Source organism: Streptomyces sp. NPDC104226, from assembly GCF_055584085.1.
Map to the genome: position 1 here is coordinate 29,517 of NZ_JBVJMS010000006.1, position 23,729 is coordinate 53,245.

26 protein-coding genes are annotated in these 23,729 nt (G+C 72.3%); 17 read left to right on the plus strand and 9 right to left on the minus strand.

Annotated features, from left to right (window positions below):
- Positions 1 to 20: 20 nt before the first annotated feature.
- The 3 genes from ACZ60J_RS19360 to ACZ60J_RS19370 all read left to right on the plus strand — a co-directional run bounded on the left by ACZ60J_RS19360 (position 21) and on the right by ACZ60J_RS19370 (position 3,806).
- Positions 21 to 1,583, plus strand: a complete 1,563-nt coding sequence (locus tag ACZ60J_RS19360; RefSeq protein ID WP_469683360.1) for a hypothetical protein — start codon at positions 21 to 23, stop codon at positions 1,581 to 1,583.
- Between the two features lie 119 nt (positions 1,584 to 1,702).
- Complete coding sequence (locus ACZ60J_RS19365; RefSeq protein ID WP_469684082.1) at positions 1,703 to 1,975, plus strand: DUF4229 domain-containing protein; 273 nt, start codon at positions 1,703 to 1,705, stop codon at positions 1,973 to 1,975.
- A 445-nt stretch (positions 1,976 to 2,420) separates the two neighbouring features.
- Positions 2,421 to 3,806: a dicarboxylate/amino acid:cation symporter gene (locus ACZ60J_RS19370; protein WP_469683361.1), complete on the plus strand. Its 1,386-nt coding sequence runs from the start codon at positions 2,421 to 2,423 to the stop codon at positions 3,804 to 3,806.
- A gap of 65 nt (positions 3,807 to 3,871) precedes the next feature.
- Here ACZ60J_RS19370 and ACZ60J_RS19375 read toward each other — a convergent pair whose 3' ends face one another.
- Positions 3,872 to 4,435 carry a TIGR03086 family metal-binding protein gene (locus ACZ60J_RS19375; RefSeq protein WP_469683363.1) on the minus strand — a complete coding sequence of 188 codons (564 nt, stop codon included), beginning with the start codon at positions 4,433 to 4,435 and terminating at the stop codon, positions 3,872 to 3,874.
- 302 nt (positions 4,436 to 4,737) lie between these two features.
- Between ACZ60J_RS19375 and ACZ60J_RS19380 the strand changes: the two genes are divergently transcribed.
- Positions 4,738 to 5,400 (plus strand): DUF6461 domain-containing protein, encoded by a 663-nt coding sequence (locus ACZ60J_RS19380; protein WP_469683365.1) that lies wholly within the window; start codon positions 4,738 to 4,740, stop codon positions 5,398 to 5,400.
- 22 nt (positions 5,401 to 5,422) lie between these two features.
- Here the strand turns inward: ACZ60J_RS19380 and ACZ60J_RS19385 are convergent, their stop codons facing one another.
- Positions 5,423 to 6,001, minus strand: coding sequence for an O-methyltransferase (locus tag ACZ60J_RS19385; protein WP_469683367.1), 579 nt, complete (start codon positions 5,999 to 6,001; stop codon positions 5,423 to 5,425).
- Between the two features lie 199 nt (positions 6,002 to 6,200).
- Here ACZ60J_RS19385 and ACZ60J_RS19390 point away from each other — a divergent pair, with 199 nt between their 5' ends.
- The gene (locus ACZ60J_RS19390; protein WP_469683368.1) at positions 6,201 to 6,737 is read left to right on the plus strand and encodes a GNAT family N-acetyltransferase; all 537 of its coding nucleotides are present in this window, start codon (positions 6,201 to 6,203) and stop codon (positions 6,735 to 6,737) included.
- A 3-nt stretch (positions 6,738 to 6,740) separates the two neighbouring features.
- Here ACZ60J_RS19390 and ppnP read toward each other — a convergent pair whose 3' ends face one another.
- The 3 genes from ppnP to ACZ60J_RS19405 form a co-directional block, all read right to left on the minus strand.
- The gene (ppnP, locus tag ACZ60J_RS19395; protein ID WP_254387276.1) at positions 6,741 to 7,022 is read right to left on the minus strand and encodes a pyrimidine/purine nucleoside phosphorylase; all 282 of its coding nucleotides are present in this window, start codon (positions 7,020 to 7,022) and stop codon (positions 6,741 to 6,743) included.
- A 137-nt stretch (positions 7,023 to 7,159) separates the two neighbouring features.
- Positions 7,160 to 7,345 (minus strand): DUF397 domain-containing protein, encoded by a 186-nt coding sequence (locus ACZ60J_RS19400; protein WP_469683370.1) that lies wholly within the window; start codon positions 7,343 to 7,345, stop codon positions 7,160 to 7,162.
- On the minus strand, positions 7,342 to 8,199 hold the full coding sequence (locus tag ACZ60J_RS19405; RefSeq protein WP_469683371.1) for a helix-turn-helix domain-containing protein: 858 nt from the start codon (positions 8,197 to 8,199) through the stop codon (positions 7,342 to 7,344). The genes ACZ60J_RS19400 and ACZ60J_RS19405 overlap by 4 nt, the downstream gene beginning before the upstream one ends.
- Before the next feature lie 160 nt (positions 8,200 to 8,359).
- Between ACZ60J_RS19405 and ACZ60J_RS19410 the strand changes: the two genes are divergently transcribed.
- From ACZ60J_RS19410 to ACZ60J_RS19425, 4 genes are all read left to right on the plus strand, one after another.
- Entirely contained in the window at positions 8,360 to 8,728 is a 369-nt protein-coding gene (locus ACZ60J_RS19410; RefSeq protein ID WP_469684084.1) for an ATP-binding protein, read from the plus strand.
- Positions 8,729 to 8,989: 261 nt separating this feature from the next.
- On the plus strand, positions 8,990 to 9,907 hold the full coding sequence (locus tag ACZ60J_RS19415; RefSeq protein ID WP_469683373.1) for a helix-turn-helix domain-containing protein: 918 nt from the start codon (positions 8,990 to 8,992) through the stop codon (positions 9,905 to 9,907).
- A 152-nt stretch (positions 9,908 to 10,059) separates the two neighbouring features.
- Positions 10,060 to 10,191 (plus strand): hypothetical protein, encoded by a 132-nt coding sequence (locus ACZ60J_RS19420; protein WP_469683375.1) that lies wholly within the window; start codon positions 10,060 to 10,062, stop codon positions 10,189 to 10,191.
- Positions 10,191 to 10,886, plus strand: a complete 696-nt coding sequence (locus tag ACZ60J_RS19425) for a hypothetical protein (RefSeq protein ID WP_469683376.1) — start codon at positions 10,191 to 10,193, stop codon at positions 10,884 to 10,886. The genes ACZ60J_RS19420 and ACZ60J_RS19425 overlap by 1 nt, the downstream gene beginning before the upstream one ends.
- A 13-nt stretch (positions 10,887 to 10,899) precedes the next feature.
- Here the strand turns inward: ACZ60J_RS19425 and ACZ60J_RS19430 are convergent, their stop codons facing one another.
- Together ACZ60J_RS19430 and ACZ60J_RS19435 are read right to left on the minus strand one after the other, a co-directional pair.
- A complete protein-coding gene (locus ACZ60J_RS19430; protein ID WP_469683378.1) occupies positions 10,900 to 11,487 on the minus strand; it encodes a DinB family protein in 588 nt (195 codons plus the stop codon).
- 112 nt (positions 11,488 to 11,599) lie between these two features.
- On the minus strand, positions 11,600 to 12,202 hold the full coding sequence (locus ACZ60J_RS19435; protein ID WP_469683380.1) for a hypothetical protein: 603 nt from the start codon (positions 12,200 to 12,202) through the stop codon (positions 11,600 to 11,602).
- A gap of 205 nt (positions 12,203 to 12,407) precedes the next feature.
- Here ACZ60J_RS19435 and ACZ60J_RS19440 point away from each other — a divergent pair, with 205 nt between their 5' ends.
- From ACZ60J_RS19440 to ACZ60J_RS19450, 3 genes are all read left to right on the plus strand, one after another.
- Positions 12,408 to 14,288: an AMP-dependent synthetase/ligase gene (locus ACZ60J_RS19440; protein WP_469683381.1), complete on the plus strand. Its 1,881-nt coding sequence runs from the start codon at positions 12,408 to 12,410 to the stop codon at positions 14,286 to 14,288.
- Positions 14,289 to 14,444: 156 nt separating this feature from the next.
- Entirely contained in the window at positions 14,445 to 16,070 is a 1,626-nt protein-coding gene (locus ACZ60J_RS19445) for an alpha/beta hydrolase (protein WP_469683383.1), read from the plus strand.
- A 52-nt stretch (positions 16,071 to 16,122) separates the two neighbouring features.
- Positions 16,123 to 16,728, plus strand: coding sequence for a hypothetical protein (locus ACZ60J_RS19450; protein ID WP_469683384.1), 606 nt, complete (start codon positions 16,123 to 16,125; stop codon positions 16,726 to 16,728).
- Between the two features lie 40 nt (positions 16,729 to 16,768).
- On the opposite strand, the gene ACZ60J_RS19455 is transcribed toward ACZ60J_RS19450, so the two are convergent.
- Complete coding sequence (locus ACZ60J_RS19455) at positions 16,769 to 17,944, minus strand: lipase family protein (protein WP_469683386.1); 1,176 nt, start codon at positions 17,942 to 17,944, stop codon at positions 16,769 to 16,771.
- Positions 17,945 to 18,186: 242 nt separating this feature from the next.
- On the opposite strand from ACZ60J_RS19455, the gene ACZ60J_RS19460 reads away from it, so the two are divergent.
- The 4 genes from ACZ60J_RS19460 to ACZ60J_RS19475 all read left to right on the plus strand — a co-directional run bounded on the left by ACZ60J_RS19460 (position 18,187) and on the right by ACZ60J_RS19475 (position 20,583).
- On the plus strand, positions 18,187 to 18,834 hold the full coding sequence (locus ACZ60J_RS19460; RefSeq protein ID WP_469683388.1) for a DUF6232 family protein: 648 nt from the start codon (positions 18,187 to 18,189) through the stop codon (positions 18,832 to 18,834).
- The gene (locus ACZ60J_RS19465) at positions 18,831 to 19,460 is read left to right on the plus strand and encodes a DUF6232 family protein (protein ID WP_469683390.1); all 630 of its coding nucleotides are present in this window, start codon (positions 18,831 to 18,833) and stop codon (positions 19,458 to 19,460) included. The genes ACZ60J_RS19460 and ACZ60J_RS19465 overlap by 4 nt, the downstream gene beginning before the upstream one ends.
- The gene (locus tag ACZ60J_RS19470; RefSeq protein ID WP_469683392.1) at positions 19,457 to 19,843 is read left to right on the plus strand and encodes a hypothetical protein; all 387 of its coding nucleotides are present in this window, start codon (positions 19,457 to 19,459) and stop codon (positions 19,841 to 19,843) included. The genes ACZ60J_RS19465 and ACZ60J_RS19470 overlap by 4 nt, the downstream gene beginning before the upstream one ends.
- A 191-nt stretch (positions 19,844 to 20,034) precedes the next feature.
- Entirely contained in the window at positions 20,035 to 20,583 is a 549-nt protein-coding gene (locus ACZ60J_RS19475; protein ID WP_469683393.1) for a hypothetical protein, read from the plus strand.
- Positions 20,584 to 20,616: 33 nt separating this feature from the next.
- On the opposite strand, the gene ACZ60J_RS19480 is transcribed toward ACZ60J_RS19475, so the two are convergent.
- A complete protein-coding gene (locus ACZ60J_RS19480) occupies positions 20,617 to 21,633 on the minus strand; it encodes an AraC family transcriptional regulator (protein ID WP_469683395.1) in 1,017 nt (338 codons plus the stop codon).
- Positions 21,634 to 21,751: 118 nt separating this feature from the next.
- Here ACZ60J_RS19480 and ACZ60J_RS19485 point away from each other — a divergent pair, with 118 nt between their 5' ends.
- The gene (locus ACZ60J_RS19485) at positions 21,752 to 23,569 is read left to right on the plus strand and encodes an AMP-dependent synthetase/ligase (RefSeq protein ID WP_469683397.1); all 1,818 of its coding nucleotides are present in this window, start codon (positions 21,752 to 21,754) and stop codon (positions 23,567 to 23,569) included.
- Positions 23,570 to 23,729 lie beyond the last annotated feature (160 nt).

Genomic DNA, 23,729 nt, shown 5'->3' on the forward strand with positions numbered 1-23,729 from the left:
GGCGTACGGGGGAGGCCGGGGTGGGAGTGACGGGATCGGGGCAGCGCTGGGACCAGCGGGCCGTGGCGCTGGCGGTGCTGAAAGGGACCGCCACGGACTGCACGCTGTTCGAGGCCGAACTGCAGGCGCGGGGCTGGCCGGTGCTGAACCGGCGCGAGGAGCAGGCCTCCGGGCCCCGGGGGGAGGCCACGTGCCGGTACACCGTCGAGGTCAGGTTTCCCGGATCGGCGATCCGGGCGTCGATCGCCGCCCGGGAACACCTCGAAGTCATATCCGACCGCTTGGTGCTCGACCTCGTAGTGGAGGCCGTGCAGTGCGTCGAGCGGGATCCGGTGGACCTGCCCGTCTGGTACGTGTACCGGCCCCCGGCGGCCGGGGAGCAGCCGCCGCAGACCCGGGCGGGCCGGTGGCGGGCGGGTGCGGCGGCCTGGGCCGCCCGCACCCTGGGCAGCCGGGACACGGGCCGTCAGGTCCGGGCCGGCAGCGAGGAGGAGGCCCTGGTCCTTGCGGCCCGTGCGCTGCCCGGGGTGCCGGGGGCGTCGGCCGGGGTGGCCGTACGCCGCTCCATGGACGTGACGCCGCCGCCACCGCCGTCGGTCTGGCCCCTGCGGCGCGGTCCCTCGCGGCGGATGGCCATGGTGAGGTTCCCGGCACTGGTCGGGCTGGTCTGCGGAGCCTGGACGGCGGGGTTGTGGGGCGCCGGGCCGCTCTGGTCGGTGGTCCCCCCGCTGCCGTTCCTCCTCGGTGCCATGGCGGCCGCGCTCATGATCGCCCGCTGGGCGCTCCCCGAGTTCTCCGGGGTGAAGCTCCTGGTGCTGGGGTGCAGCGCGCCCCTGCTGGCGGCCGCCCTCGGGGCCTTCTCCGTGGCGACGGCCCCCGACCGGCGGATGGGCTTCGGGCTCGTGGTGATCGGGATCGGCTTCGGCTACCTGGTGCTCACCGGGGTGTGGCTCTGGGTGCGGCAGTCGCGGTGGGCGCTCACCCTGCCCTGGCTGCTGCCCGCGCTCTTGGCCTTCCTGCCCGGCTTGTTCCCCGGCCTCGGGCTGTCACTTCCCACCTTCTACCTGGACGCCTTCGACGTGGACATGGAGGACGTCGACGTCCCGGCGGCGATGCGCCTGCTGGCGACGTTCAGACTGCTCGCCGCGGTGCTGGTCCTGCTCATCGCCCCTGCCGTTCTCGGCTACATGCGCCACACGCACCGCATGATCACGGGCAGCTGGGTGGGATACACCGCCGTCGCGTTCGTGAGCGTCTACGCACTGATGGCCGGTGTGGTCGGCCTGGCCTTCATGTCGGCCGCGACCGCCGGGCAGAAGGCGGTCCTCGCGGCGGCGGAGGGGAGGACCCCGAGCCACTACTACGGGGTCAAGCCCGAGTGGGTCTGCGTCCGCCCGGTCAAGGACGTGGCCCAAGTGCCTGTGGACGGGGGTGTGCTGGACCCCGTACGTCCCTACCTCTCGCTCGGCGACGCGGGCGGAACGGCCGTTCTGTGGGATCCGCGGGAGAAGTCCGCGCTCAAGATCCCCCTGTCCGCGCTGCGGCTTGTGCCCGTTGATGCCCCCCTCCAGCCCTGCGGATGACCGCGTCGTGCTTCACTGGACGGGCACGAGCACACGCACGAGCCGACGTACGACCACGACGAAGAGAGAAGGGGTTCTCCGTGGCCCTCAAGCCGAACCCGACGATCCGTTACACCGCGATGCGTCTGGGGATCTTCGTCGGGTGCCTCGTCCTCGTCGCCGGGCTGGTCCGGCTGGGCTGGGTGCCCTCCGGGCTCGGTGACGCCAACCCGGCCTGGGTCGTGCTGCTCGCCCTCGTGCTCTCCGCACCGCTCTCCTTCGTACTGCTGCGCAAGCAGCGCGACGAGATGTCCGCGGTCATCGCCGGACGCGTCGCGGGCGCGAAGGAGAAGCTCGCCGCGAACCGCAGCCAGGAGGACGACGCGGTCGACGAGGCCGCGCGCGCCAGCTAGCGCGGCAGTTGCGGTAGTTACAGCAGTTAGCTTCATCACACACCGAAATGCCTCGGCTCCGGGCCCACCGCCCGTGATGCCGGGGCTTTCGGCGTTCCTGCGGGCATTTTCCGGGGGTCGGGTGGGGTTCGGTCGGGTTCGCCCGGGCTCCCGCACCCGCTCCGCTCAAAGTAATGCTTTGGGGTTCTCAAAGGTGAAGTGTTAGCGTCTTCAACATGTTGACGACAGCCGCGCACCAGACGATCACGAGCGTTCCGCTCGTGGCGCGCCTGCACGTCGACCTCTGCCGCCGCGTATCCGCGGCCTGTTGCTGCTGTCGCTGAGTCCCGCGACCAGCCCTGGCACCAGCAGCGGTCCCGCCCGCCCGGCAATCGGCTTTTCCGGGTGCTGCCGCACCGCGTCATCACCACCACCCCACCGCACGCACCGCAGAACCACCCGGAGAGTGTCCGTGTCCGCGTCACCGCAGACCCCTGCCGTCAAGGCCCCGGCCGAGACGAAGAAGTCCTTCTCGTTCCCCTTCTGGGCGCAGATCGTCACCGGCCTCGTGCTCGGTGTCCTGCTCGGCTGGGTCTCCCGCAGCCAGGAGATCAGCTGGCTCGGTACGACCCTGGAGCAGATAGGCGACATCTTCGTCCAGCTCCTGAAGCTGGCCGTCGCCCCGCTCGTCTTCTTCGCCATCCTGGTGTCGATCACCAACCTCCGGAAGGTGAACAACGCCGCGCGGCTCGCCTCCCGCACCCTGCTCTGGTTCATGATCACCTCGCTGATCGCGGTGGCCATCGGCCTCGCCATCGGCCTGCTGACCAACCCGGGCGCCGGCACCGGCCTCACCCCGCAGGACGGCAAGCTGCCGAAGCGCGAGGGCTCTTGGCTGGACTTCCTGACCGGCATCGTGCCGACCGACATCATCACGCCGTTCACCGAGCTGAACGTCCTGCAGATCGTCTTCCTCGCCGCCGTCGCCGGTATCGCCGCCCTCCAGCTCGGCACCAAGGCCCAGCCGGTGCTGAACCTCGCCGAGTCCGTGCTGGAGCTGCTCCAGAAGGCCCTGTGGTGGGTCATCCGCCTCGCCCCGATCGGCACCGTCGGCCTCATCGGCACCGCGATCGCCACCTACGGCTGGGACCTGCTCGGCAAGTACGCCACCTTCACCGTGGACGTGTACGTCGGCTCCGCGCTCGTGATGTTCGGCGTCTACCCGCTGCTCCTGTGGACCGTCGCCAAGGTCAACCCCCTCCAGTTCTTCAAGGGCGCCTGGCCGGCCATCCAGCTGGCCTTCGTCTCCCGCTCCTCGGTCGGCACCATGCCGGTCACCCAGAAGGTCACCGAGCGCCTCGGCGTCCCGAAGGAGTACGCCTCCTTCGCCGTCCCGTTCGGCGCGACCACCAAGATGGACGGCTGCGCCGCGATCTACCCGGCGCTCGCCGCGATCTTCATCGCGCAGATCTTCGACGTGCAGCTGGGCATCGGCGACTACCTCCTCATCGCCTTCGTCTCGGTCGTCGGCTCCGCCGCCACGGCGGGCCTGACCGGCGCCACGGTCATGCTGACCCTGACCCTCTCCACGCTGGGCCTCCCGCTGGAGGGCGTGGGCCTGCTGATGGCGATCGACCCGATCCTGGACATGATGCGCACCGCCACCAACGTGGCCGGCCAGGCGCTGGTCCCGGTCGTCGTCGCAGCCCGCGAGGGCATCCTCGACAAGGTCGCCTACGCCACCGCCTCAGGCTCCCCGCTGGACGAGGACCCCGAGGCCCCGGCCGACGCCGACGCCGACGCCGCGTCCACGGACGCCGCTGCGCAGGACAAGGTCCTCGTCACCGCCTGAGGTCATTCCGCTCACGCCGCAGCCCCCGCCCCCGTCCGGGCGGGGGCTGCGGCGTTGTCAGCGGGTCAGACGGCGCGGCCGAAGTAGGCGGCGAGGCGGTCGATGTCCGGGGCGTCGGAGGGTGCGGGCTTCGACGGGCCGAACATGCCGGTGGCTCCGCGGACCTCGTCGGGGTAGTTGCCGTACCAGGTCCGCAGGGCGGCCTGGACGGCGTCGGGCTCACCGGTGCGGTCCTGGCCGGTGGCGGTGGCCAGGTCCCAGCCGTGCAGGACGGTCTCCAGCAGGTGCAGATCGGCCAGCCGCGGTCCGAGTCCGCCGCCGGGCAGCGGCATCCGGCGTTCCAGCGCCCCTTCGCTCTGCCACGCGGCCAGGACCTCCTTGGCGCCGCGTGCGTAGACGTCACCAGGCTGCTCGCCTGCGATCTGGTCCCGGGCGAAGAGCGAGAAGTCCGGTCCGCCGCCCTGGGCGAGGCCCACGTAGTAGGGGTTGCCGGCCACGAGGTGGTTGGCCAGGGCCCGCACGTCGAAGTCCTCGCACGGGGTCGGTCGCCCGTACTGGTCGGGGGTGACGTTGCGCAGCAGCCCGGTGGTGTGGCCCAGGGCCTTCTCCAGCAGCACGATGTCGGTCATGGTTGCGCCTTTCCTCGGAAGTGTGAGGGGCCTGGGCGGCGACAGGGCCGCGGGGCCCGCCGGCGGCCGGGCCCCGGAATCCATCCGAAGGCCGGGGAAACTCACCAGCAACTTCAGAGTGCACGGACTTGCGGACAGTTTCGGTCCGCAATGGATCGGTGCGGCCCCGTGGAACGCTCAGTGTCCGACCGCAACACTCCGTCACGGCAGGGCCGGCCGGGTCAGTGGATCTGGGCGTTCTCCGTGGCGGCGCCCAGCCGATCGCACCGACGGTGTCAGTGGGGGCGGGAAGAATGAGCCGCATGACCACAGCCGCTTCCCACGCCCCGGCCACCGCCGCCGACTACAGCTGGATACGGGCCTCGCCCGCGTTGTTCGCGTACGCGCTGGAGGGCGGGTACACCCTGACGCTGGTGCGGGGCCTCTCGCCCGCGGAGGTGCTGGAGGTGGTGGAGGCCGAGCCGCAGGGCGTGTGCGAGGGGTTCCAGGACCTGGTCTTCGAGCACACGGAGCTCCTCGACGCGTACGGGTACTCGCCCGACTCCTTCCTCGCGGGGGCCTTCACCGTGCCGGGCGAGGGCGGGGACTGGACCCTCGTGCTGGAGTTCGGCGGTGACGTGGGGACGCGGCCGCGGTTCATGGAGGCCCTGTCCGCCGGGTCGCGCGCCGTCTCGCACACGAGCAACGGGGGGAAGCCGATGGACTTCTTCCACTGGTACGAGGACGGCGAGTTGAGGACGACCTTCGAGTACCCGGCGGACCGCACCGGCAGCACCCCCGACGCGCTGAACGCCCTGATGGGCGAGCTCGGCCTCAACCCGACGGGCGACCCGGACCCCGGAGTCGACGAGAAGGCGGCGGTGTTCGCGCTCGCCGAGCGGCTCACGGGGGTCCGGGTGACGGAGGCGCTCCTGCGGGACGCCGCGTACGTGACGGGCGAGGTGCGCGAGGAGTCCCTCGGGTAGGGGTCGCACCGTGCCGGGCTGGTCAGGGCGTGCGTACGGCCATCAGGAGGCCGGTGGACCAGGTCAGGCGGACGGAGTGGAAGTCCTTGCGGGCGGTCAGGGTGGTCAGGAGGTGGTCGACGGCGGTCTGGTGGTCCTCGGGCCAGCCGGGCTGGGGGAGGAGGTCGTCGATCAGGTAGGTCCCGCCCGGGGCCACCAGCTCCAGGGCCCGGTCCAGGTGGGTGAACTTGCCCGGCCAGGTGTCCGCGAAGACGAGGTCGAAGGGCGGGCCGTCGTACTCCTCCAGCCACGCTCCGCCGTCCCCGGCCACGAAGCCGACCCGCGGGTCGGAGCCCAGCTCCTCGCGGGCGATGGCCTGGACGTCGGCGTCGAGTTCGACGGTGGTCAGGCGGGAGGCGGGGTCCATCCCGCTGAGCAGCCACGCCGCGCCCTCGCCCGCGCCGGTGCCGAGCTCCAGGATCCGGCCCCCGGGCCGGGCGGCGGCGAGCACCGCCAGGAGCTTGCCGGTGCGGTCCTCGCAGGACATCGCGAAGCCCGCGTCGGCCGCCCTTGCGCGCAACGCGGGCAGGGTGGTGGGGAGTTGGTGCGGAGTGTCGTCCATGTGGAGATCATGGGAGGGGGCGCAGCTCCCGGGCAAGGGGATTCCGTGCGGAGCGGGGGAGGGGCTGTGGCCGTGGATCCGTTGGTGGGGCGGGCCCGGGGGGTCTGGGAGGGCCTTGCCCGGGTGCCGGTTTCGTTTGCCGCGCGGGAGGGTGGCCCTGGGCGGCTCGGCGATCGTGACCGTGCCGAGGGGCGGGGACGTGTTGGCGGTCGTGCGGGACGCGTTGGGGCGGCTGCCGGTGGGGGCCGTCGGGGACGTGGCCTCGGTCCGGGGGGTGCTTCCCGTGGCCCGGATGCTCGGGCCTGCGGCGCTGGCGTACGTGTCGGCGGAGGGGTTCCGGCCGGTGGTGGGGGGTGCGGTGCGGGTGGAGCCGTTGGCGGCCGGCCATCCGGAGGTACGGGATCTGGAGCGGGCCGCCGGGGCCGAGGACGCGGGGGAGGCCTCCCTCGACGAGTGCACCTCGCCGGTGTTCGTCGTACGGGACGGGGGCGGCCGGGTCGTCGCCGCTGCGGGGTATCAGGTCTGGCCGTGGCGGACGGCCCACATCGGCGTGCTGACCGCGCCGGGCGCGCGGGGGCGGGGCCTGGCCCGGGCGACCGGCTCGGCGGCGACCGCCCACGCCCTCGCCGCCGGCCTGCTGCCGCAATGGCGCGCCCGCGTTCCCGCGTCCCGGCGGGTCGCCGCCGCGCTGGGCTTCGCCGAGCTGGGGTTCCAGCTCAGCTTCGCGCTCGGGTAGGGGTCAGCGGTACTCGCAGAGGTACGCCGTCGCGACCTCGGCCTTGACCTGGAACTTGCTGTCGCCCGCGACGCTGAACCGGGTGCCCGCGCCGAAGGTCTGCCAGTCGGCGGCCTCGGGGAGCTTGACCGTCAGGGCGCCGCTGACCACGTGCATGACCTCCGGAGCGGCCGTGCCGAACTCGTACTCACCGGGAGCCATGACGCCGATCGTCGCCGGGCCCTCCTCCTGGTCGAAGGCGATCGACTTGACCGTGCCGTCGAAGTACTCGTTGACCTTGAACATGATTTCCCCAGGTGGAGCGCGCGAGCGATGTCGCCGCAGGCTACCTCGCGGTGGCTCCCGGGCAGGGGGCGAGTCCAGCAGGTGGGCCCCGCCCCGGCCCCGGTCCCGACCCCGGTCCGGCCTCGGCCCGGTGCGGTCTACGAGGTGTGCGCCAGGAATCCCGCCCAGGCGCCGGGCGCGAAGGTCAGGTGGGGCTGCTGGATGTCCTTGGAGTCGCGGACGTGGACGGCGGCGGGGGCGTGGGCCACCTCGACGCAGTCGTTGCCGTTGCTGCTGTCGCTGTAGCTGCTCTTGAACCAATCCAGCTTGGGGTGGTCAATCATGTTTCTCCCAGCAGTTCCTCGATGAAGCCCCGCGACTCCCGGGGCGTGAGCGCCTGAGCTCGGATGATGCCATAGCGAAGCTCCAGGATCCGGAGCTGCTTGGGGTCGGAGACCGGGCGCCCGTAGAACACTCCGTCCGCCCGGCCCACCGCCGAACCGTCGCTGAACTTGAGGAACTGGATCAGCCCCTCCATGCCCGCGTGATCCTCACGGTTGGTCGGCATCACCTGGAACTCGACATTCGGCAACTGGATTACCTCCAAGAGGTGTTCGAGCTGTCGGCGCAGCACCATTGTGCCTCCGATCGGACGCCGGAGGGTGACCTCTTCCTGGACGAAACCCAGGGCCGGTCCAGGAGTCCGCTGGAAGATCGACTGCCGAGCCATCCGGCCGGACACCATCCGCTCCATCTCGTCGGATGAGTAGGCGGGGCGCAGCGTACGGAGCAGAGCCCGCGCGTACTCCTCGGTCTGCAACAGGCCATGGATGTTGTGGTTGTTGTAGGCGCCGATCTCGACGGCTTTGCCCTCGCGGTTCTTCAGATCCCGGATCTTCTTCGGGTAGCGGACCTGCTCCATGTCCGGCTTCATCGCGGAGATCTTCCCGCCCGCCCGCAGGGCGCTGTCCGCCCTGTCCAGGTACTCCGGTCGCGGGATCCGCTTGCCGCCCTCGACCTTGCGGACCAGGTCTTCGCCGTAGCCGATCCGGGTGCCGAACTCCGCGGCCCGGATGCCCGCCTCCTCGCGCCAAGCCCTGAGCTGGCGGCCGAGCGCGGCCAGGACCGCCACGCCCTGTTCGTCCTCGGGGTCGACGTCCCAGCCCGCGTCTTCCGTACCGTCACTGTCCACGCTCATGCGCGCCCACCTCCGACGAGCCGATGTCCCTCAGCGCCCCCGTACCCGTGGGGCCGGTCCGGACAGGCCGGACAGGGCCGGACAAGCTCCGGACAAAGCCGGGACGTACGGCCGGTGCGGCTTCTCACGGTACGCACGGATGGCCACGCTGAGTGACGTGATGACTCAACTCGTCGACTTCCACGTCCAGCTGTCCGCCACCCCGCGCGGGGCCCGACTCGGGCGGGTGCTCGCAGTCGAGCAACTGAGGTCTTGGGGGCTCCCTTTGGACGGGCCCGCGCAGATCGTTGCCGAGCTCGCCGCCAATGCCGTGACCCATGGGCGGGTTGCCGGGCGGGACTTCCGGCTCGGGATGTCCGTCACTCCCGGGCTGCTGCTCATCGAGGTGACGGACACCCGGAGTGACCGGATCCCGGAAATCCGCGACCCGGGTCGGGGGCTCGTCCTGGTCGCCTCGCTCGCGGACCGGTGGGGCGTACGGGAAGGGCCGGCTCCGTGGAAGGTGGTCTGGGCGGAGGTCGATCTCTGAGCCGGGTCGCGGGTGGCCGAGACGCGGCGCTGCACGACGTAAAAGACCAAAGAACCGGGAGAAAAAACCAACCAACCCAACCCAACCGGCCGTCGTTCAAGCCGAGTCGCTCGGTCGGGTGAACTTGGTCAACTGAGCTGGATTTCGGACCGGTTGGCGGGCATATGCTCGCCCCGACAACAACAGCGGACATGAGACGGCCCCCGACGGGACTGCAATCCCGGCCGAGGGCCTGACCAAGCAGGAAGTTACCCCTTCCCCATGGCTCTTGAGCACCCTAGCGCTCCCTCGCGCGCATCGTCCCGCCTTCGGGCCGGGACCGCCCGATCCGGTGTCATCCACGTCAACACGTGGCACACCAGTCACTACACGGTGGTCGGCAACCACCTCCTCCAGCACCGCTCGATGTCGCTGGTCGCGATCGGCCTCGCCGCCCACATCCAGTCGCTGCCCGACGGGGCCACCGTCGGCATCAAGGCGCTCGCCGGGCGGTTCCCGGAGGGTGAGGTCCGCATCGGGTCCGCCCTGCGGGAGCTGGAGCGGCACGGCTACCTGGAGCGGCGGCGCGAACGGCTCGACGGCGGGCGCGTGGTGACGCGGACCTACTCGTACAACAAGCCGGGGGGCGGATGCGGAGGGCCGCAGCCCCCGGCTCCTCCGCCTCCGTCGCCGCCTGACGAGGGCCTCGTGCCGGAGGGGCAGGAGGTGGAGCCCGCGCTTGACCCGGAGCCCGCACCAGGGGCGGAGGCTGCAGCTCCGGAGGCCGACGGGCCGCCGCCGGGGATCGCGTCCGTACCCGCACCGGCCCCGGCGCCCGAAGCGGCCGAGCTGCTCGCCGGGCTGCGGCGGTACGACCCCCGGCTGCTGCTCTCCGAGCGGGACATCGCGCGGCTGGCCCCCGCCGTGTCGGCCTGGCTGGAACGCGGGGTGGAACCCGGCGGGATCGAGCGGGCGCTGTCCGGACGGCTCCCCGAGCCGCTGCGCAACGCGGCCTCCGTGCTCGACTACCGGCTCCGCATCCTGCTCCCACCGCCGCTGCCTCCCGTGCGGGCGGCGGGGGACCTGCGGCGCCCGGATCCGCTCCAGAACTGCGACGGCTGCGACCGGGCCTTCAGGGCCCCGGAACCGGGCCGCTGCCGTACCTGCCCACCCCCGGACACGGTGACCGCGGCGGCCTGAGCACCGAACTGGTTCTGGGCGTACGGGATATGGGGAACCATCCGTACGGCTGGGGCGTGTCGAGCAGTGCTCTTCTCGTTGAAGGCCGCTGAGAGGGAGGACGGATCGTGGCGGGTTTGACCAGGAACCAATGGATAGCGGTGTTATCGGTGGTGGGCACGATCGTTGCCGCGCTGATCACCGCGGCGGCGATGCTCCTGACCAACTCCGACAAGGGGGAGGTCAAAAACGACTGCAGCAACTCGTCCCAGTGCGCGGGGCACGACATCAACCAGAAGGGCTGATGAGGGGCAGGCGGCCGTCCGCGGCCGTCCGGTGGGCCGTGCTGGCAGCGAGCGCCGTGCTGGCCCTGTCGGCGTGCGGGGGGACGGAGATCGGTACGCAGAACAACTGCAGCGGCGGCGCGGAGTGCGCGGGCCACGACAACAACGAGGTCGGGCAGGGCGGAAGCGTCGGCGGTGAGAGCCCCGCCCCGCCGTCCCCGCCTGTGGCGTCGGACCAGTCCCCGCCTCCGGATCCGCCGCCCTCCGCCCCTCCCGAGACGGCGCCCTCGTCGAGCGCCCCCGTCCCGTCGAAGCCCAAGCCGCAGCCGCAGCCGCAGCCGTCGAAGGAGGCCCCGGGGCCGAAGGTGCGCTGGCAGGGGGAGGTTCTGCTCTACAGCGGCGGGTGGCCGACGGGCTGGTGGCTGGACGACGATCCGCCCGCGCACGCGGTCAACGGCGACCTCGGCCTGTCGTGCGACTGCCACCCGGGCACGATCGAAGGACTCGCGATCGTGGCGTGGAAGAGCGCGAAGCCACCCGGCTACCAGGACTGCGCTGCGAAGAAGGGCCTGCTGGCATCGCGCTCGCTCGCGGTCCGGGCGGGGGACATGGCCTGCCTCATGACCCGGCAGGGCCGCCTCGGCTACCTGACGGTCACCGCCGTGCCCGGACCCGCGGAGTTCGAGATCGCTGTGACCGTCTGGGACGCCGGCTGACGACGGGCGGGCCTCAGGCCTCGCGCGCCGCCCGCTCCAGGCGGGCGTGGTGGGCCTGCCACCAGGTGGTGTCGGTGGACGGAAGCCCGAGGTTGTTCGGCTGCATCCCCACCGCGCCGTCGAGGAGTTCGCGCAGGATGTCGGCGTGGCCGGCGTGCCGGTGGGTGTCGGCGATGATGCGGACCACGGCGTGGTGCAGGGTCACCTTGTCGTCGTGGCTCGGCCACCACGGGACCGTGCCGACCGTGTCCAGGGGGAGCGCGTCGAGCGTCGCGTCGGAGTGGGCCCACGCGCGGCGGTACAGCGCCACGATGTCGGCGCGCGACTGGTCGGCGGTGGCCCACATGTCCGCGTTGGGCTCCGCGTCCTCCGCGATCCAGGGCAGCGGCTCGCCGGACGGGCGGCCGAACGTGTCGCCGAGGTAGCCCAGTTCGGAGGTGGCCGCGTGCTTGACCAGGCCGAGGAGGTTGGTGCCGGTCGGGGTCAGCGGGCGGCGGACGTCGTACTCCGAAAGCCCTTCGAGCTTCCAGAGGAGCGTGTCGCGGGCCGACTGGAGGTAGAAGTGGAGCTCGGCCTTGGGGTTCGGGGCGGGTTCGGTCATGGCGGAAGTCTTCCCGACGGGTGATCTTCCGGCGTCGGCGGCCCCGAGTCACCCGGGGCCGGGGGCCCGGCTCACCCGCTGTCGGCGGCCGGGATCCCTCGTGGCCCCGGCGTCAGGCCGACTTCAGCTGCCATTTCTGGGGCGCTTCCACCTTCGCCTTGTCCGGAGGCGGGGTCGAGTCGGACGGATCCACCTCTCCGATGAATTCCCGCATGTTGTACTGGGTGAGGCGCGTGGAGTAGCCGTCGGTCATGCGGGGGTCGTCGCTACTGGTCGAGGCGGCCAGAAACAGGTCCTCGTTCCTGAGTTTGATGAAGCCGTCGGTGAATTCCCACCGCGCCCCGTAGTCACTGCCCGTGCCGATCATCTCGACCCAGCCCTGATTGAAGGCCCGCAGGGCGTAGAAGCCCCGACCGGCGTCTTCCTCCACGGCGCTGACCAGGCGGCCTCCGCTGTCGTAGGACCACAGCTCGTCCGTGCTGCTCTTGAGGCCGGCGCGCATTCCGGGCTTCGGTTTGACGCTGCCGCCCGGTGCGTCGTACGTCGCGGACGTGTCCGCCGCGTGGACCTTTCCGCCTCGGTTGAAGAGATACCTCTGCGTCTCTACGTGGAAGATGCGGAATTTTCCACTGGGAAATCCATGGGACATCGAGCACTCTTCTCGTGCGAAGTCGGTTGGATTCGGGGTTCGGGATTCGGCAATCAACTCTGGCACACGTCCCCTTCCTCCTCCAGCGTGCCGGGTCCATTCGGGTCCGCGGTCGGCTCCCGCGCCCGCGGGGGCGGGTGTGAGGGGTGTGGGGGTGTGGGCCGGGCGGCGTGGAGCAACGGTGAAAGGGCGGGCGCAGGGGTGGTCAGGGGTGGTTACCCCTGAGTAAATTACCGGCGGTAACACTCCGTTCCGGCCAGGGAGGCACACCGTGACCGCTGAAACGAGCCTGGTGAGGGTCGGTCCCCCGAAGACCGTCGAGCCCGTCAAGACCGTGATCGAGGGTCGGGTGCGCCAGGTGTGGGTGCCTCCGCTGGCCCCGGCGCAGGTCCGCGGCTCCCTCGGGGACATCCCCTTCGACAATGCCCGGGAGGAGCCGCGGGCACCCGTACTGGCCCGAAAGGATCGGGACGGGACCTGGCGGGACGTCACGGCGGCCGAGTTCGCCGGTGAGGTGCTCGCCGTCGCGAAGGGGCTGATCGCCGAGGGGCTGCGGCCCGGTGACCGGCTGGCCATCATGGCGCGGACGACCTACGAGTGGACGCTGCTGGACTTCGCGGGCTGGGCGGCCGGGCTGATCACCGTACCGGTGTACCCGACCTCCTCCGCGCTCCAGGCGCGCTGGATCATCCAGGACTCGGGCGCCGTCGCCTGCGCCGTCGAGGACACCGCGCAGGCGCGCATCATCAGCTCCGAGCGGGCCAACCTGCCCTGGCTGCGCCACCTCTGGGAGTTCGACACGGGGGCGGTGGCCCGGCTGGTCAAGGCCGGGGAACACGTACCCGACGAGGTCGTGGCGGCCCGGCGGGCCGGGTGCGCGCCGGAGTCCGTCGCGACGCTGATCTACACCTCCGGGACGACGGGGCAGCCCAAGGGGTGCGTGCTGACGCACGCCAACTTCTTCGCCGAGGTCGACAACGCGGTGGAGCTGCTGCACCCCGTCTTCAAGTCGGTCAGCACGGACCCCGCCTCGACGCTCCTGTTCCTGCCGCTGTCGCACGTCTTCGGGCGGATGGTGGCCGTCGGCTGCATGCGGGCGCGGGTGAAGCTGGGGCACGCGCCGAGCATCCGCAGCGAGGACCTCCTCGCCGACCTGGCCGGCTTCCGGCCGACGTTCCTGCTGGCGATCCCGTACGTCCTGGAGAAGGTCTACAACACCGGCCGGGCGACGGCCGAGAAGATGGGCCGCGCGTCCTCCTTCGACCGGGCGGCGCGGGTCGCGCGCGGCCTCGGGGAGCTGGCGGAGGGCAAGCGGCCGGGGCTGGGCCTGCGGCTGGGCCGGGCCCTGTATGAACCGCTCGTGTACCGGCGGATCCGGGCGGCGCTGGGCGGACGCGTGAGGTACGTCCTGAGCGGCGGCTCCCCGCTCGGACGGCGGCTCGCCGCGTTCTACACGGGCGCGGGGGTGGAGGTCTTCGAGGGGTACGGGCTCACGGAGACGACCGCGGCCTCGACCGTCACCCCGCCGCTGCGGCCCCGGCTGGGCACGGTGGGGTGGCCGCTGCCGGGGACGGCGGTACGGATCGCCGACGACGGGGAGGTGCTGCTGCGGGGCCCGCACGTGTTCGCGGGGTACTGGAACAGCGGCGTCGCGGTCGGCGGGGAGCAGTGGCTCGCCACCGGGGACATCGGGGAGCTCGACGAGGACGGCTACCTGACGATCACCGGCCGCAAGAAGGACATGATCATCACGTCGGGCGGCAAGAACGTGGCCCCCGCGCCCCTGGAGGACTGGCTACGGGCCCACCCACTGGTCGGCCAGTGCATGGTCGTCGGCGACAACCGGCCCTACGTCACCGCGCTGATCACCCTGGAACCGGAAGGGCTCCAGCACTGGCGGCAGATGCGGAAGAAGGCGGGCGTGCCGATGCGGGAGCTGGTCGCCGACGAGGAACTGCGGGCGGATCTGCAACGGGCGGTCGACGACGCGAACCGGCTGGTGTCGCGGGCGGAGTCGATCCGGCGGTTCGTGGTGCTGGAGGGGGAGTTCACGGAGGAGCGCGGGCACCTGACCCCTTCGCTGAAACTGAAGCGGGGCGCGGTCGCGCGGGACTTCGAGCGGGAGATCGAGTCCTTGTACCGCCGCCCGTGACGGGGCGGGCCCCTTGACGCGGACCGACCCGCGCAGCGGTGTCGGCCGGGCGGTCCGCGTCAAGGGGCCGGATGGGTGATGGGCTTGCGGAGCGGGGGGCCGGGGGCGCGCCTATGGTGGGCTCACTGGTCCGGGGGGCCGCTCCAGGAGGGTGCAGTGCACCGTTCCCGTTCCCGTTCCCGCAGCCGTTCCGGTTCCGGGTCCCGTGCCGGCTCGGCATCGCGGGCTCGTACCCGGATAGGCACCGCAGTCGTCGGCACCGCCCTGGCCGGTGCCCTGCTCGCCGCCGTGCCCGGCCCGGGACCCGCGCCCGAGCCTGCGCGCCCGGGGATCGAGTGGGGCGCGTGTCCCGAGACGCCGGTGCCCGCCGGGATGCGCTGCGGCACCCTCACCGTGCCGCTCGACTACGAAGGCAACGGCAGGGGCGGCGCCAAGGGCACGGGCAACGGCAACGGCAGCGGCACGCTCCGGATCGCCGTCGCCAAGCTTCCCGCCACCGCGCCCGGCGGCAAGCGGCTCGGCTCGCTCGTGCTGAACTTCGGCGGCCCCGGAGCCCCCGGCATCTCCACCCTCACCGCCGACCCCAACGCCTTCGCGGAGCTCAACAAGCGCTACGACCTCGTCGCCTTCGACCCCCGCGGCGTCGGCCGCAGCGCCCCCGTCACGTGTGGCGGAGGCGCCCCGCCGGAAGGCGCGGCCCCCGCCGGGCCCGCCGCCGAGCTCGCCGCGCTCCGCGCCGTCGCCCGGCGCTGCGCGCTCGACTCCGGCCCGGTGCTCCCGTACGTCGGTACCGTCAGCGTGGCCCGCGACATGGACCTGCTGCGCCAGGCCCTCGGGGAGGACAAGCTCGACTTCCTCGGCTTCTCCTACGGCACGCGCCTCGGCGCCGTCTACGCCGCGCTGTTCCCCCGCCACACCGGCCGGATGGCCCTCGACGGGGTCGACACCCTGACCGAGCCGCTCGGCGAGCAGGCCCTGCTGTCGGCGGTCGGCCAGCAGCGGGCGCTGGACAGCTTCCTCGTCTGGTGCGCCCACCGGCAGGGCTGCGTCTACGGCACGAACACCCGTACCGCCAAGGAGAAAGTCCAGGCCCTCGTCACCCGCTTGGACGCAGCGCCGCTGACCGGCGGGGGCGGACTGCGCTTCACCGGGCAGGACGTGGCCGACGCCATCGCGATCGCCCTGTACTCGCAGAAGTCGTGGCCCGACCTCGCGGACGCGCTCGCCCTGGTCGAGCGGAACGGCGACCCCGTGGGGCTGATGCAGCTCGGCGGTCCGGACGACCCGCCGCCGCCCCGGGAGGAGGTGGCCGGCGCCGTCGCGGTGCCCGCCGACAACGCGGCCGCCGCGCTGGTCGCCGTGAACTGCGCCGACGACCCGGACCGGGGCGACGCCAAGGCCACCCCGGCGGCCGTCGCGCAGGAGCTGGAGGAGCTCCAGCCGGTCTTCCTGGCGGCCTCGCCGATCTTCGGGCCGCGCCAGCTGATGACGGTGCTGGCCTGCTACGGGCGCCCCGCCGGCACCGATTTCATCCGCAGGATCGACCGCCCCGCCGGGATCCCGCGCATCCTGCTCGTCGGTACGCGCGGAGACCCGGCCACCCCGTACGAGTGGACGGAGGAGACGGCGAAGCGGCTCGGCAACACCGTGATCGTGGACTACAAGGGCGACGGGCACACCGGCTACACCGCCTCGCGCTGCGTGCAGGGGTACGTGGACCACTTCCTGATCGACGGCCGGCTGCCCTCCGGGACGCGCTCCTGCCCCGCGGGGGAGCCCTGACCTGGGGCGGGGTTAGGGTGCGGTGATCGGGATCGAGGGTGGGGAGAGGACCGTGAAGCGCACACGGCGGTGGCTGGTGGCCTGCGGCGTCATGGTCGGGGCCGCTGTGCTCGCGGCCTGCAGTGGCGGCGGTGGCGGTGAAGCCGCTGACGCCGCTGACACCGGCGACGCCATTTACGGCGGCGGTGCCGGCGGCACGCAGGCCGACCCGGACCCGGTCCAGTCCGAGCTGCCGGAGCTGGGCGCCGACCCTTCCCCCGCCCCGGTGTCGCAGAAGCAGGCCGCCGCGGAGCGGGTCAAGTCCGCCGTGGAGGCGCGGCTCGCCGCGCACGAGACCCGCTTCGGCTCCGGCGGCGGATCGCCCTGCTCCGCGGGGTCCACCAAGGCGTTCACGCAGGAGTGCGCGGACGCGGCCGAGGCGACGGACGAGGACGCGGCCTTCGCCCTGAACCAGATCGGCGGCCGCCAGGGCTTCGCCACGCTGACCTCGGCCGCACAGAAGATCCAGAAGTCCGCGGCCCGGTACCGGGAGCTGGGCTGCGGCACGAACCCGGCGGATGCCGCCGACCGCCAGGCGTGCCTGGAGTCGGCGGCCGTCCTCGCCCAGGGCTCCCCGGACCTGCGGGCCGGCGCCAACCTCGGCCTGGCCGGCAAGTAGCCGGCCCCGGCCCGTCAGCCCACCCGGCCCGCCAGGCCCGTCAGCAGTTGGGGCGTGCCGTGCGGCCCGCGAAGCGGTCCGCGAGCCAGTTGCCCACCGCCAGGGACTGCGTGATGACCCCGCTGACGTGCTCCCCGATCCAGATGGTGTCGAACTCGACGTTCGCGCCCCGCGCGCACCAGTCGGAGCGCAGCCGGCTCCCGACGGAGTACGGGATGAGCTCGTCGCCGAGCGCGTGGTACTGGTACACCGGTGCGGCCGGCGCGGTGCGCCCGAGCTTGCTCTGGTTCAGGCGGGCCTGCCAGTCCGGCTGCGCGAGCGGGTTGCGGGTGGTCAGGTCGGAGATCCGCTTGAAGGAGCCGGCGATGGCGTCGATCGCGACGCAGTTGTCCTTCATGGCGCCGACCAGGGCCTTTCCGGCCGGGTTGAGGTAGGAGTCGAGCTTCAGTTCCGGGAAGGCGGCGTCCTGGCCGGCGGCGGCCATGAAGATGAGGCCGGATCCGTAGGAGCCGTTGTTGAAGTCGGCCACCTTCAGCAGGTCGGCCGGGACACCGCCCGTCGCGGTGCCCTTCACCCGCAACTCCGGTGCGTACGAGCCCTGCAGCTCGGCGGCCCAGCTGCTGGCCTGCCCGCCCTGGGAGTACCCCATGATGCCGACGGGCGTCGTGGCCGGCAGCCCGGCCTCGGGGAGGCGGGTGGCCGCGCGGGCGGCGTCGAGGACGGCGTGGCCGGCGGAGGGGCCTACGGTGTAGGTGTGCACACCAGGGGTGCCGAGCCCCTCGTAGTCGGTGACGACGACGGCCCAGCCGCGCAGGGTGAGCTGCTGGATGAGGTTGGCCTCCAGGGCGGTGCCGTACGGGAGGTTGTTGCTCGGCGCGCAGGAGTCTCCCATGCCGACGGTGCCGACGGCGTAGGTGATCAGGGGGCGCGGGCCGGTGCGGCCGTCCTGCGGGACGATGACGGTGCCGGAGACGACGTTCGGGGCTCCGTCGGCGGTCGTGGAGTTGTAGTGGATCTTCCAGGCCTTGGTGTTGGTCGGCTGGCCGGGCAACGGGTGGAACGCGGACGGCGCGCTGCTGACGATGTCGCCGGGGCGGGCGGTGGCCTCCTCCGCCCGGGCGGAGGCGGAGGCCGAGGCGGAGGCCGAGGCGGAGGGGATGACGGCCGAGAGGGCCAGGGCGGCCACGGCGGCGAGTGCTGAGCTTCGGATGCGCATGGGGCGGCTCTCCCAAGGGTCCGGTGGGGGGTGGGTGAGGAGAAGGTAGTGACCGACCGGTAGGAACGTCGCTGACCGCACAGCTCACCTTTCCTGGCCCGGGGTCACCTCGCCGCGGCGGAGAGTCCAACGGCAATGATCCCAAAGGCAGTTGGCGAGTAATTGACGGTTACACGACACACCTTTGGCGTGCTTAATGGTTCCCCGCGCGTCAACCGCGCTGCCGACTGACTGGGGGAGTCATGGAAGCCAACGAGTTCGCGCCGCCACCGACACGACCGCCACAACCACCGTCCCCGCCGCTGCCGCCCCTGCCCCCGGGCGCAGGAGCGTACGGCGTCGAACTGCGGATCAGCCGACGTCTGTTGTGGGTGGGGTCGGCCGCCTATCCGCTCCACAACATCGTCCGGGTGTACACCACGGTCCTGTCGCCCGACCGGGCGAAGGCCGCCGTGCAGTTCCTGAAGTGGGCGGCGGCCCTGGCCGTGGTCCTGTTCCTGCTGGGGGAGTACGTCGACGACGGGGCGAGCAGCTCGTGCGACTACTACGGCAACTGCGAGGACAACACGAGCTCCGAGGTCGAGGCGCTCGTCGCCTTCGGCATCACCGCGGCGCTCTTCCTCGTGGCGCAGTTCGTCTACAGGGTGACCAGGCCGGACCAGCACGTCCTGGCCGTGGAAGTGGCCAGCGCCTCCATCGCGCTGGTGACGATGCGGGACGAGAGCCGGCTGGGAGTGGTCGTGCAGCACATCGTGCACGCCATCGACCACCCGGAGGCGGAGTTCTCCATCCGGATGGACCGGGTGCAGGTCAACCTGAGGAGCTTCCACTTCGGCGACAGCGTGAACATCCACGGCGGCGTGGGCAACACGGGGGTGGTGAAGTCGTGAGCGTCCCTCCGCAGCCCCCACAGCCTCCGCAGTCCCCGCAGCCGCCCTTCCAGTCACCACCGCTGACACCGTTGTGGGTGCCCGCGCCGACCCCGCAGGCGAAGCAGAACCGTCCGGAGGACTTCGGGGCGCCGGACCTCGTGCTCCGGGTCAGCAACCGCCTGCTGTGGGTCGGGGAGGCGGTCTATCCGCTGCACAACATCGTCCGGGTGCAGACCTTCGTGCTCACGCCCGACCGCAAGAAGGCCATGGCCGACTTCGCTCCGTGGATCATCCTCGTGCTGGTGTTCTTCGTGGCGTCCCTGGCGGACGGCAACCCCGTGGGTGTCGTCGCCACGGTCGTCCCGATGGCCCTCCTCGTCGCGTACCTCGTGCGCCGGCTGACCCGGCCCGACCTGTACGTCATGGGCGTGGAGACCTCCGGCGCACCCGTCGCGGTGGTGACCCTGGCGGACCGGGCCGAACTGCGCAGGCTCGTCGCACGGATCGTCGACGCCATCGAGCGCCCGGAGACGGAGTTCTCCCTCTACGTGGCCCAGCCGACGGTGAACATCGAGCACTACGTCCACGTCGGGGACACCGCCAACATCAACGGCTCGGGAAACATCGGAGTGGTGAAGAAATGACGACGGACAGCGGTAACGGCAGTAGCGGCGGTGGCAATGCCTTCCACATCGGGGACAGCGTCACCGTGAACGGCTCGGGCAACATCGGCATCGTCAAGAACCAGTCCCCGACCATCGGCGGCCCGCAGGCCGCCCCGGTCACCCCGCAGGAGGCGATCCAGCAGCTGGAGCGGCTGCTCCTGGAGCTCCGTACCCAGGTCACGTCGGCCGGCGCGGGCACCATCGACACCAACCTGCCGGTGATCGTCTCCCCGGAGAGCGCGCCGGAGGCGCGGCACGGGGCCCTGATGGCCGTACTGGGCCTCGCGACCCTCGCGGGCGAGGTCGGGCGGCCGATCATCGAGGCGGTGAGCCGGGTCCTGGAGCTGTTGGGCTTGGCTTAGCTCAGCCGCGGTCATGTATTTGCTAAGTGAATAGATTCCCTTCGGGGGATTCCCTCTGGCGATGGCAGGGGAGGCTTGCCTTCTTAGGGAAGGCAAGCCTTTCCCGCATCGCATCGATTTGCATTCATATACGAGTTAATTGTTAGAGTCCGCCTCGGAAAGCGATTCCCACCCCGCCCAGGAGGCACCAGATGAACGCGGCAGTGCGACAGACGGCCAAGCGTCGGGTCATCCACCGGGGTCCCGCCCCCACGCTGCGGACCACGCTGCGCGTCGCCGAGACCGGCCCGGTCCGCCGTGACGGCCGGAGCGCCCCGAGCGCCCGCGGCGCCCGTGCCTGCGACTGCGGCGCGCGCACCGAGCGGGGCGGTTGCGGCAGCGGTACGCAGCTCTGCGCGTCCTGCGGCGTCAGCGCCTGCCGGGGCTGCACGGCCCCAGCCTCGGCCTGCGCCGGCTGCGAGATGAACGCCTGCACCTCCTGCGACGTCGCCGGCGCGGCCTGCGCCACCTGCGCGGTCAGCGCCTGCCGCGGCTGCAACGCCCCCGCCTCCGCCTGCCGCAGCTGCGAGATGAACGCCTGCCGCTCCTGCGCGGGCAACACCTGCGCCGAAGCCGCCCCCACGGGCTGCGCCGCCCCCGCCCCGGCCGCCGCCACGACCCCGAAGGGCTCCTGCGGCACCGGCAAGGGCGGCTGCGAGTGCGGCCTGTTCACCCTCCAGGTGCCCGCCGCGACCCGATAGCGGGGGCAGGGCGCCGCGGCGCCGGCCCCGGCCTCAGCCCCCCGACGCGATGCGGTACGCGCCCGGGGTGGTGCCCGTCCAGCGGCGGAAGGCGCGGTGGAAGGCCGTGTCCTCCGAGAAGCCCAGACGGGCCGCCAGCTCCGCGATGGGTTCGCCGCTCTCCGCCAGGCCGGCGATCGCCGCATCACGCCGCACGTGGTCCTTCAACTGCTGGAAGGACGTGCCCTCCTGCTGGAGCCGCCGCCGCAGCGTGGCCGGGGAGACCGCCAGGCGGGCCGCCACCTCGCCCAGCTCCGGCAGGCGCGGTGAGCCGCGCAGGGCCTGGGTCAGGGTCCGGCGGACCTGCTCCGCGACCGTGGTCCCGTACGCCGGCCGGGAGAGGAGGTCGAAGGGGGCCCGCCTCAGCATCGCGTCGAGCGCGGGTTCGTCCCGTACCAGCGGGGCCGTCAGCCAGTGCGCGTCGAAGGCCACGGCCGCGCCCGTGCGGGCCTCGCCGAAGCGGACCGGACAGCCGAAGAGGAGCTCGTACTCCTCCGCGTGCGGCGGCGCCGGATAGGCGAAGGAGGCGTGGGCCAGCGGGATGCGCCGGCCGATCAGCCAGCTGCTCAGCCGGTGCCAGATGGCGAGCACGCACTCGGTGAGGAAGCGCTCCTCGTCCCGCGCGAACTCGTTCCGCACCATGAACCACGCCTGCCCGCCCTCGACTTCGAGCGCCAGCTCCGGCCCGCCCGGAAACAGCCCGTAGAAGGTCGCGGAGCGCTCCACCGCCGCACCGAGATCGCGGCAGCCCAGGGCGGCCCTGCACATCATCGCGAAGGTCCCGGGCCGGCTGGGCACGGCGGACAGGCCCAGGAACTCGTCCTGCGTCGCCCGGTACAGCGCCCGGAACAGCCGCGCGAACTGCGCGGGCGTGACCCGCGCCCGGTCGTCGCCCAGCAGCAGCGGCGGAATCTGCGCCTCCTGGAGCAGCGGCACGGTGTCGAGCCCGCTGCCCCGCGCCCCCGCGAGCACGGCACGCACGTGGTGCACGGTGACCGTCCGCCTCCCCATGGGTCCGACGGTAGCCGCAATGAGCGCTGGGGTCAGCGGGGCTGACGCTTCCGGTCATGCCGCGGACGCCTCCCCGGTGCCTAGCGTCATCGGTACGACCCCAGGGGAGGCGAGCCCGATGAGCCCGATTGACCCGATGAGCCCGATGGATCCGATCGACCCGATCGAAGCGGTGGGCGGGACGGACCGTGTCGTGCGTCCGCGCACGCTCGCGGTGTTCACCGAGTGGACCGGCGAGCGGTACGCGGCCGAGACCGCGCTCCGCCACAAGGGCGGGGAGGCCGGGGAGCCCGGGGCGGGTGGCTGGGACACCGTCTCCTACACGCAACTGCGGTCCCGCGTAAGGGAGTCCGGCCGCGCCCTGCTCGGTCTCGGGGTGGCCCCCGGCGAGCGCGTCGCGGTGCTCGCGGAGACCCGGCCGGAGTGGACGTACACCCACTTCGGGGTCCTCGCCGCGGGGGCCGTCCTCGTGCCGGTGTACCCGACGGCCGGGGAGGAGGAGCTCGCCTGGGTGCTGTCGGACTCCGCGGCCGTGGTGGCCGTCTGCGACGACGCCGCGCAGGCGGCCCGGGTGGAGGCGCTGCGTCCGAAGCTCCCGGGACTGCGCGCGGTGGTGGAGATGGACGCGCTGCGCGGCCTCCCCGGCCCGGCGCCGGAGGCCGAACTCCTGGCCCGCGCCGCGGCGGTGCACCCCGCGGCCGACGCCTCCATCATCTACACCTCGGGCACCACCGGCCTGCCCAAGGGGTGCCGCCTCACGCACGCGAACCTCGGCGCGATCCAGGACGCCACCCTCCCGCTGGTCAAGGGAGGCCCGGGTGACTCCACGTACCTCTACCTCCCCCTCGCCCACGTGCTGGCCCAGCTGATCCAGTTCACCACCCTCCTGGAGGGCGGGGAGCTCTGCTACTTCGGCGGCCGGATCGAGGACGTCATCGGCGAGCTCGCCGAGGCCCGCCCGACCCATCTGCCGTCCGTGCCGCGCCTGTTCGAGAAGCTGCACTCCGTGGTCCTCTCCCTCGCGGAATCCCAGGAGGGCGGTGCGGGCCGCTTCGAGCAGGCGGTCAGGCTGGGTCTGCTGGCGGCCGAGGGCGCGCTCCCGGCGGAGGACCGGGAGGCCTACGAAGCGGCCGAGAAATCCCTGTACTCACTGGTCAGGGGCGCTTTCGGAGGCCGGCTGAGATGGGCGCTCACGGGCGGCGCCCCGATCGCCCCGGCCACCCTCGACTTCCTGCGGGCCTGCGGGATCGCGGTCTTCGAGGGCTACGGCATGACGGAGTCGGGCGGGGTCATCAGCCTCAACCACCCGGACGGGATCCGCTACGGATCGGTGGGCCGCCCGATCGCCGGGTGCGAGGTCCGCATCGCGGAGGACGGGGAGGTGCTGGCCCGGGGCCCGATGGTCTTCCCGGGCTACCACGCCAACGACACCGCCACGGCGGAGGTGCTGGACGGCGACGGCTGGCTGCACACCGGTGACCTGGGCGAGATCGACCCGGACGGCTACCTCTCCATCACCGGCCGCAAGAAGGAGCTCATCATCACTTCGGCGGGCAAGAACATCACCCCCACCGAGCTGGAGTTCGCCGTCCAGCGCTCCCGCTACGTCTCCCACGCGGTCATGATCGGCGACAACCGCCCGCATCCGGTGGCCCTGATCACCCTGGACGCGGAGGAGATCGCCGCCTGGGCGGCCCGCGAATCGGTGACCCTGGACCCGGCCGCCCCCGGCGAGCATCCCGCCGTACGGGCCCTCGTCGCGGAAGCGGTCGAGGCGGCCAACGCCACGGTCTCCCGCCCGGCCCGCGTCCGCGCCTTCCGGGTCCTGCCCGGGGAGTTCACCGTGGAATCGGGCACCCTCACCCCGACCCTGAAGCTCCGCCGCCGGGCGGTGGCGGAGCGGTACGCGCGGGAGATCGAGGAGCTGTACGCGTAGGACGCCGAGGCGCGGCCGGGTGCGCCGAGCTGTGTCGAGGTGCTCCGGGGACTGCTGGCCGGCCGGCGGCTGCGTGGGTCGCACCCCCGTGGCATCCCTCCCAGCCGGTCTCCGGCGAGCCGGAGCCCTGCGGAAGCCGCCAGGAGTCCCCGGAGCACCC